Here is a 7,715-nt window from a genome sequence, read left to right as displayed (position 1 = left end):
CTGGCATGTCGCCAAAGCCGAACGGGTCCGCTCGGCCGGTGGCGGGCTCGTCGTTCGAGGTCGGCGTCGCCACCGGATCGAGGCTGAACGGATCGTCGAAGGCCGGCGAGCTGCGCTGGTTCGAAGCGCGATCGTAAGCTCCGGGCACAGGCTGCTCGAACGGATCGGGCAGCCCGGCCGGGCGCGGCCGCTGCGGCTCCTCCTCGGCCTTGGCCGAGAAGAAATCGTCGCCGCCGATATTGGCTGGCGTCCGCGCCTGTGGCGACGGCCATGCCGGCACAGCATTGGCGATCGGCGCCTGGCCGATCGAGGTGTGGCCGGCGCCCGGCTGGATCTCAACATGGAGCACATAGTCGCCCATGCGCAGCCGCATGCCGCTTTGCAAGCGCGTCGACCTGCCGGTTCCGAGCGGGCTGTCGGAGTCGTCGATGAACAATCCACTGCTCGACGTGTCGGTGACAAAATAGCCGTCGCGGCCGCCGCTGATCTTGCAGTGCGCGCGTGAGACGAACATGTCCGGGTCGTCGATCTGCCAGCCGGCATCGGCGCTGCGGCCGATCACCAACTCGCCCTCGTCCAGCCGGGTCTGCCTGACCACCTGCGAGCGCGGACCTTGTTCCAGGGTCAGAAGCAGGCTCATCAGGCTGCCTCCGCCATGTCCGGCCGCCAACCGACGATGGTGCGCAGCCTGAGATCGTCGGCGTCTCCCATTTCGGTGGGGCGCGAGAGCCATGAGGTCCGGCCGAGCTGGATCGTTCCCATCTTGGGCGCCGGCACGGCGTCGCGCGCGAGCACGATCCTGAGGTCGACATCAAGGGCTTCGCCGATCATGTCGCGCACCGCCTTCTTGAACAGGACAAGCCTCCGTTCTCCAGGCAGGAACGACTTGAAATCGTCGAGGCTGAGCGGGCCGACGCGCAATTCGATGCGGCTCTGCCGGCTGAAGACGCGCGGGCCGATCGTGGCCCCGCGCCCCAGCGCCGCATAGGCCTTGCCGACTTGGCTCTGCAGCGCCTTCGGAATGGCGATCCAGGCGGCGACGAATTCCTTGATCTCAACCGGCACCTTGAAGGCGGTGGCGAGGAACAGCGTCAGCCGCTCCGCGCCGTCGACCTGGTTCGCCAGCGATCCGGCCTGGCGCAGCCGAACCGTGTCGAGCTCGGGGTCCTGCGTGCCGGGAAGGCCGATGCCGGCCATGGCTTCCAGCATGGCGCGGACACGACCGCCGACCGAACGTTCGATCTGCACCGCCGGATGCGCGTCCGCCCAGGCGCGATAGTAGAGCGCGATCATGCGGTGCTGCAGGATGTTGACAAAGTCGACGAAGGTCGTGTCGCTGGTCTGCTCGGCGTCGGCACCGGTGAACCAGCGTTGCGACAGCCGGTCGAGCACCCAGCGCGTCAGATGCAGCGGCATCGGCCCTTCCGGCCCGAGCAGGCCGAGATTGGCGAGGGTCACCCGCGCCGGAGCCTTTTCGCCCGCATCTTGGAATTTGACCACGTCCCTGGCCGAGAAGCTCAGGCGCACATGCTGGCCGAGCCTTGCCGGCTCGCGCTCCGCGGTTCCCGAATGGCCGAACAGACCCCGTCGCTGCTCCAGCCGGCGCAGCAGCTCGAAGAAGTCGTACCCCTCCGACAGCGGCTCCGCCTCCGTTGGGGCCGGTTGCGCTAGATCAGGTAGCGATTGCCGGGCGTCATCGGCCATGGCACATCCTCCTGCTTCTGCAGCAACCGCGTGCGAGTCCGCACGAAACCATTTATCCCGGCATGGCGGGCGAACAGCCGCGCAAGCAGGGCCGAAAGCAGCAGTGTGCTTTGACCCGCCAGCACCGACTGGTCGACATGCAGCGTCACCTCGGTGCCGCGGCCGAAACACATCGGCCCGTCGATCTGCAGCCGCTCGATCACCGGGCGCGAGTCGATGCGGGTGATCGAATGCACGTTGCGGGCAAGGCTTGGATCGCCGCGATCGGCGTAGAGGTCGAGCAAGGCGTGCAGCGGGTCGACGCCGCGGCCCTCCTTGGCGAGGCTGAGGAAGTTGAGCGAAAGCTGCGCCACCAGCCGCCAGGCGAGATTGTCGGCGCGGGATTCGCCTTCGGCGCCGGCCGGCAGAGCTGCCGGGATGGCCGGCTGCGGCGGCCGCAGCGCGCCGAGCAGCCGCACCGCTTCCACCGGATCGGCGGTCTCCAGCGTCAGCGTCGGCGTGTCGTCCAGGATCGCCAGGTCGCGATTGGTGCAGAGCGCCATCACGTCGAGCCGCTTGAGCGGCCGGTTGGCCGGGCTCCCCGCCGGGCGCGACACCGCGATGAAGACATCGTCGCCGGTATAGGAGGTGCGGGTCAGGCCGTCGCGCCGCTCGTCCTCCGTTGCCCGGCGCGGGCGCCGCTCCGTCGAGTAGACCCAGCCGCTGCCGCGGTTCTGCCCGAGGCTGAACAATTCGGGAATGACCGCTTCGCTGCCTTCGGCGTCGGCGTCCTCAACCCGGGTGACGCGGAAGATCTCGAAGTCGCGCGCCCTGGTGCGATCAGCATGCAGCACCTGGCGCGTCCGGCGCGGATCGATCTCGATGACGTTGCATTCGCGTTCGAAGAGATTGATGATCGGCGTCGCGAACAGCTCGAAATCGGCGGCCGTCACATCGGCGAGCTCCGGCACCGGACGCCGGAACAGGAAGATGATCTCTATTGCACCATCGCACTTGCGCACCACCGGCTGCAGGCCGGCGACCCGCACATAGTGGAAGCGCTCCGGGATCATGAAATATTCGCGCAGCAGCCGGTACCCCTCGAAAGTCGGGCGGGTGCGCGGCATCAGCGCTTCGTCGTCGTCGATGCCGATCATCTCGGGCTCGGGCAGGGCGGTGAGCGGATTGGTCTTGCCTTCCGCCCGCGCGCCGACGGCCGAGCAGGCGCCGAAGATCGCGTCGAAGATGAGCGGCGCCTTGGCGCGCCCGGCGAAATAGAGGTCGAGGCGGTCGAGCGACAACTCGCTGAGCTTGCCCTTTCCGGTCCGCGCCAGCGTGATGCGGAACGCCGCCTCGCCGCGCACGCCGCCGATCGGCGCGATGCCGGCGGCCGCCAGCGCGCTGCGGTCCTGGAAATAGCCGACCGAGGTGATCGCGATCGGCCACAGCGTGACCTCTTGCGCGGTGGTGAAGGTCGAGCGCGTCGAGAGCCCCGGATGCAGGCCCGAGACCAGCCGCGTGCCGCGCGCGACGGCATGGCCGGCGATCATCGACTGCACTTGCTGTCCAGGTTTCAGCACGGCCATCGCCGTCGCAGGCGCCGGCGTCACCAGGTCCGGGTAAAGCACGTCGAGCACGGCTCGCGAGAAGCGCGAGCGCTCCGCGTCGACCTTGAGCCGCGTGCGCGCCGCAAGGAAGGCAACGCCGTCGAGCAGCCTTTCGACATAGGGGTCGGGGCAGGGGACGGTATCGAGGGAAAGGTTGCGCGCGACCGCCGGATGCATGTCGGCGAATTCCGCGGCCAGCGCCCGGATATGGGTTAGTTCCTCTTCGTAATACTCTACGAAGACCCGATCCATCTCAGGTCTCCCGGAATTCGGTTCGCGCCAGGCCGTTGTCGAGATTGATCGTGGTGCGCAGCCGCATGCGTTCCGGCGTCGGCGTCATGATCAGCACGGCGTCGATCTCGATCTTGAGGCCGACGCTTTTGTCGCCGAGCGTGACATTCACGGTTGTCGCGCTTTCCTTGAGACGCGGCTCGAAGGTGGCGAGCACCGCGCGGATTTCGCGCGCCAGCGTGTCGCGGTCGAAATCCCGCGAGGAGCGGCCGGAGAAGGACGGCACGCCGTAATTGACGACGCTGCGGCGCACTTCCGGAAAATCGGCCAGCGACGGCAACTCGTCCAAGGGCTGTTCGTGCTCGGCGTCGGACAGCATCGGCACGGATTCGAAACGCTCGGTGTTGAACAGCGCCTCTATGTCGCGCCGGACGGCTTCGCGCAGCACGCGCGCCGATACCACCACGCCGCGGCTTTCGATTTCGGCGCGATGCTCGGTCTGGAAGATCAGCCTATGCAGTCGCCGTTTCTGCTCGGCCGTAAGCTCGGCATCGGCATCGATGGCCCGCGCGCTGCCGGCAAGAAGAGCCTCGACGCGCTCGGCGCCGAGTTCTTCATCCAGCAGGCGACGCAGCCCGTCGATCTCCGACGTCAGCCCGGGCAAATCGTTGACGAGGCGGTCCCAGAGGGAGGGCTGAACCGCCTCGCGCTTTGCCCGGGAGCTGCCGGCGAGCTGCGCCTTTGCGCCGGGCCGCTTGGCCTCACTTGCCGACATAGACGTCCATTTCGATCTCATCGTCCTTGTCGTAGACGAACTTGATCTTCTTGTAGGCGAAGCTGACCTCTTCCTCGATCAGGTCTGGCTCGTCCTGCGCCTGCCGCATATCGTATTCCATGATCGAGGCGTCGGTGAGAGTCACCACCAGATAGTCGCTCGTCTCGCCGTCGATGGTGCGGCGTGCCGAGAACACCACCTCGTCCAGCGCCTTGTTCTCGAACAGCGCCTTCTTCAGGTAGGGCGACGACTTGTCGTAGTGCTTGAAGAATTTGATCATTCCCATGGACACGCGGCCGCGCCGCGACAGCGAGTTCGGGTCGTAGGGCGCGATCATCTTGTAGTCGACGCCGTGGATCTCGATCTCGTCTTCATGGCCGTCACGTTTGCTCGGGCCCTTGATGTCCGGCACTTTCAGGAAGCCGTCGATTTTCGTCGAGGGCGCATCGGTTCTGTCTGGCATTGTCTTTCTCCACCGCTACGAAACAAGATGACTTTGCTTAACGAGTTCAGCCCTTCACCGACGGCAGTTCCGACACCAGCCGGAGCGAGGCGTTGATGCCTTCCAACTGATAGTGCGGACGCAGATAGAAACGGGCGTTGTAGTAACCGGGCCGGCCTTCGACGCTGTCGACCTGCACCTCGGCCGCGGCAAGCGGGCGCTTGGCGCGCGCCTTGTCGTCGGCGAAGGCAGGGTTGGCCAGCACGTACCGGTTGATCCATTCTGTCAACCAGATCTCCATGTCGGTGCGTTCCTTGAACGAGCCGATCTTGTCGCGCGCGATCGCCTTGAGGTAGTGCGCGAAGCGCGAGACCGGGAACAGGTAAGGCAAGTTGGCGGAAAGCCGCTCGTTCGACTGCGCGTCAGGATCGACCAGACGTCCGGCGCGCGTCTCGTCGTCCTGCAGCGAATGCGCGCCGATGAAGGCCGCAAGGTCGGTGTTCTTGCGGTGCAGGATCGGCATCAGGCCGAGTTTGGCCAATTCCGCTTCGCGCCGGTCGTCGATGGCGACCTCGGTCGGACATTTCATCGCGATCGAGCCGTCGTCGGTTGGGAAGGCGTGCACCGGCAGGTTGAGCACCGTGCCGCCATTCTCGACGCCGCGGATCTGCGTGCCCCAGCCATAGAGCTTGTGGCTGCGGTTGATGTTGACGCCCATCGGGAAGGCGGCGTTCATCCAGACATATTTGTTGTGGTCGCCGCCCACCTCCTCCTCGAAGGTGAAGCCCTTCACCGGAACGGTTTCAGAACCATAGGGCAGGCGCGCCAGCACGCGCGGCATGGTGAGCCCGATATAGCGGGCATCCTCGCTTTCGCGCAGCGACTGCCAGGAGGCATAGGCCGGGTTGTTCACGATCATCTGCAGGTCCTGCGGGTTCGGCAGTTCCTGCCAGCTGTCCATGCGGAACAGCCGCGGCGAGGCGGCAGCGATGAACGGCGTGTGCGCCGAGGCGCAGACGCCCGAGATGTTGCGCAGTAGGCCGACGTCGCGCGGGTGGTTGGAGAACTCGTAGGCGCCGATGATGCAGCCGATAGGCTCGCCGCCCAGCATCGAATACTCGTCCGTGTAGACCTTCTTGAAGATCGGGCTCTGGTCCCACATCTGGCCTTCATAGTCTTCCAGCGTGTCGGCCAGCTGCTCCTTGGAGATGTTCATCACCCGGATCTTCAGCTTGGTATCGGTCTCGGTGTTGTTGATCAGGTACCAGAGGCCGCGCCACGTGCCTTCCATCTCGCGCACTTCCGGCGCATGCAGGATCTCGTTGACCTGCGTCGTCAGCATCTTGTCGATGCCGGCGATCAGCGACTTGATCGACTTGATCGCGTTAGAAGAGATGGTCGTCGTCTCGGAGCGCGATTGCGCCGCCAGTGCCAGGTTGCGCACCAGCTGCTGCAGCTTCTCGCTGTCGTCCTTCTTGACCTTGAAATCCTTTTCAAGGAGCCCGCTGAATTCGCCGAGATCGATGGCTTCCGCCTCGGCGGTGGCGGCTGCGGTTTTTTGCTGTTCGGCCATGACTTACTCCTCGCCCTTGCCGTCATCCATCGCCTGGCTGGCGATCTTGCTCAGCAGCGGCTCGTTGTTCAGAAGCTGCGCGATGCGCTTTTCGGCGTCGACGCGGCCGTCCATGAAGCCCAGCAACTCCTCGAGCTGGCGGCGCATCTTCAGGATCTCGGCCAGCTGCGGGACCTGCTCGGCGATCTTGTCCGGCGCGAAGTCGCCCATCTTGGAGAAGGTGAGGTCGATGGCGAGCTCTTCGTCCCGCTCCTGGCCCTCGGCTTGCGGCAAGGTGTTCTTCACCCGCGCCTTCACGCGCGGCCCCATCGCTTCCATGAATTTCGGGAAGCGGTTGGCGTCGGTTTCGACGAAGTTGCGGTCGAGGACCGATTTCGACGCTTCCTTGGTCTGCGAAGCGCCTGCAAGGTCCGCCATCACGGCCATGACGAACGGCAGTTCGATCGTCGTCGGGCTGCCGTAGGTTTCGACATCGTAGGCGATCTGCACGCGCGGCGCGCGGTTTCTTTCGATGACCTTCGCTTTGCTCTCTGCTGGCATGCTTGTTACCTTTCATCCTTCTGGGCCGGCTTCTTGGGATCCGGGACACCGGCAAGCAGCCGGAATTCCTTCAGCCCCGACGGGGCGAGATCTTCCATCAGTTCCACGAAATCCATGTGCACCATCCGGCGCACCCGCCGGGCGAGATGCGGGATGGGGCTGGACGGCTCGGTGCGGTCGTAGAAGGCGACGACGAGGTCCAGGCATTTGACGACTTCGTCGCGCGAGTTGATCCGGTCCGGCAGGCCGGCGCTCGCTTCGACTGGGCTTGCCACACTTGCCATCGGCTCGGCTCCATGACCGTTTCGGGCGGGCGTCGATGCCGGCTGAACCGGCTGTGGGGAGGCTTTCGCGGCACCATTCGCCACTTGGGCGCCCGCGCTGGAATTCCGCTCCAGCGTCGTCAGCAAACGCTGCAGGAACTTCTTCAATTCCGGGACGGTGGCGCCATTGCCTTCGATGCGGGCATTGAGGGCGGTATCAATCGCGTCGAGAGCGGCGATCGCGGCACGCGCGTCGGCCAGCAGCGACGTCATCGCGTCCGCTGCTTGATCGATCTGCGCCGCGCATCCTGTGCGCACACGGTTCAACAGCTGGTTGTGGGCGTTCGTCAGCGCCGCCTTTTCGGCGGTCCCGAGGCCGGAGGCTGCCTCCTGGAGCATGACGCGTTCGTCGAGCGCCGCCTGTTCCAGGTCCCGGCCACTGATCGGCCCGATCGCGCGCGGCGAGAAGAATACCGCCTGCCTGAGGTTCGCCAGCAGGCCTTCCTGGCCGTTTTGCAGGTCGAGCAGCGCATTGATGCGGCGCAAGGCGGCCTCGCGCGGCGCGCCCGTCCGCAGCGCAGGGTGCATCGTGTCCCAGTAC

General features: G+C 65.7%; 8 protein-coding genes. All 8 read right to left on the bottom strand.

The window, feature by feature from the left end; translation table 11 throughout:
- Positions 1-640 (bottom strand): FHA domain-containing protein (locus EOA27_RS13580; RefSeq protein WP_127256453.1); only part of this gene is annotated, 640 nt, incomplete at its 3' end.
- On the bottom strand, positions 640-1,704 hold the full coding sequence (gene tssG / locus EOA27_RS13575; RefSeq protein ID WP_126079270.1) for a type VI secretion system baseplate subunit TssG: 1,065 nt from the start codon (positions 1,702-1,704) through the stop codon (positions 640-642). The genes EOA27_RS13580 and tssG, both read right to left, overlap by 1 nt.
- On the bottom strand, positions 1,668-3,542 hold the full coding sequence (gene tssF, locus EOA27_RS13570; RefSeq protein WP_127256451.1) for a type VI secretion system baseplate subunit TssF: 1,875 nt from the start codon (positions 3,540-3,542) through the stop codon (positions 1,668-1,670). Before tssF ends, tssG begins: the two co-directional genes overlap by 37 nt.
- A 1-nt stretch (position 3,543) precedes the next feature.
- Complete coding sequence (tssE, locus tag EOA27_RS13565; RefSeq protein ID WP_042638539.1) at positions 3,544-4,296, bottom strand: type VI secretion system baseplate subunit TssE; 753 nt, start codon at positions 4,294-4,296, stop codon at positions 3,544-3,546.
- The gene (locus EOA27_RS13560; RefSeq protein WP_126062707.1) at positions 4,283-4,759 is read right to left on the bottom strand and encodes an Hcp family type VI secretion system effector; all 477 of its coding nucleotides are present in this window, start codon (positions 4,757-4,759) and stop codon (positions 4,283-4,285) included. Before EOA27_RS13560 ends, tssE begins: the two co-directional genes overlap by 14 nt.
- Positions 4,760-4,805: 46 nt before the next feature.
- Positions 4,806-6,311, bottom strand: a complete 1,506-nt coding sequence (gene tssC, locus EOA27_RS13555) for a type VI secretion system contractile sheath large subunit (protein WP_010910844.1) — start codon at positions 6,309-6,311, stop codon at positions 4,806-4,808.
- Between the two features lie 3 nt (positions 6,312-6,314).
- Entirely contained in the window at positions 6,315-6,851 is a 537-nt protein-coding gene (gene tssB, locus EOA27_RS13550) for a type VI secretion system contractile sheath small subunit (RefSeq protein WP_040985731.1), read from the bottom strand.
- A 5-nt stretch (positions 6,852-6,856) separates the two neighbouring features.
- Positions 6,857-7,715: type VI secretion system protein TssA (locus EOA27_RS13545; RefSeq protein WP_127256448.1), on the bottom strand; the 859-nt coding region annotated here is incomplete at its 5' end.

It is taken from the genome of Mesorhizobium sp. M2A.F.Ca.ET.037.01.1.1, from assembly GCF_003998075.1.
GTDB lineage: Bacteria > Pseudomonadota > Alphaproteobacteria > Rhizobiales > Rhizobiaceae > Mesorhizobium.
Note: the sequence above shows the minus strand (reverse complement) of the source record. Positions and strands in the feature narration are given on the sequence as shown.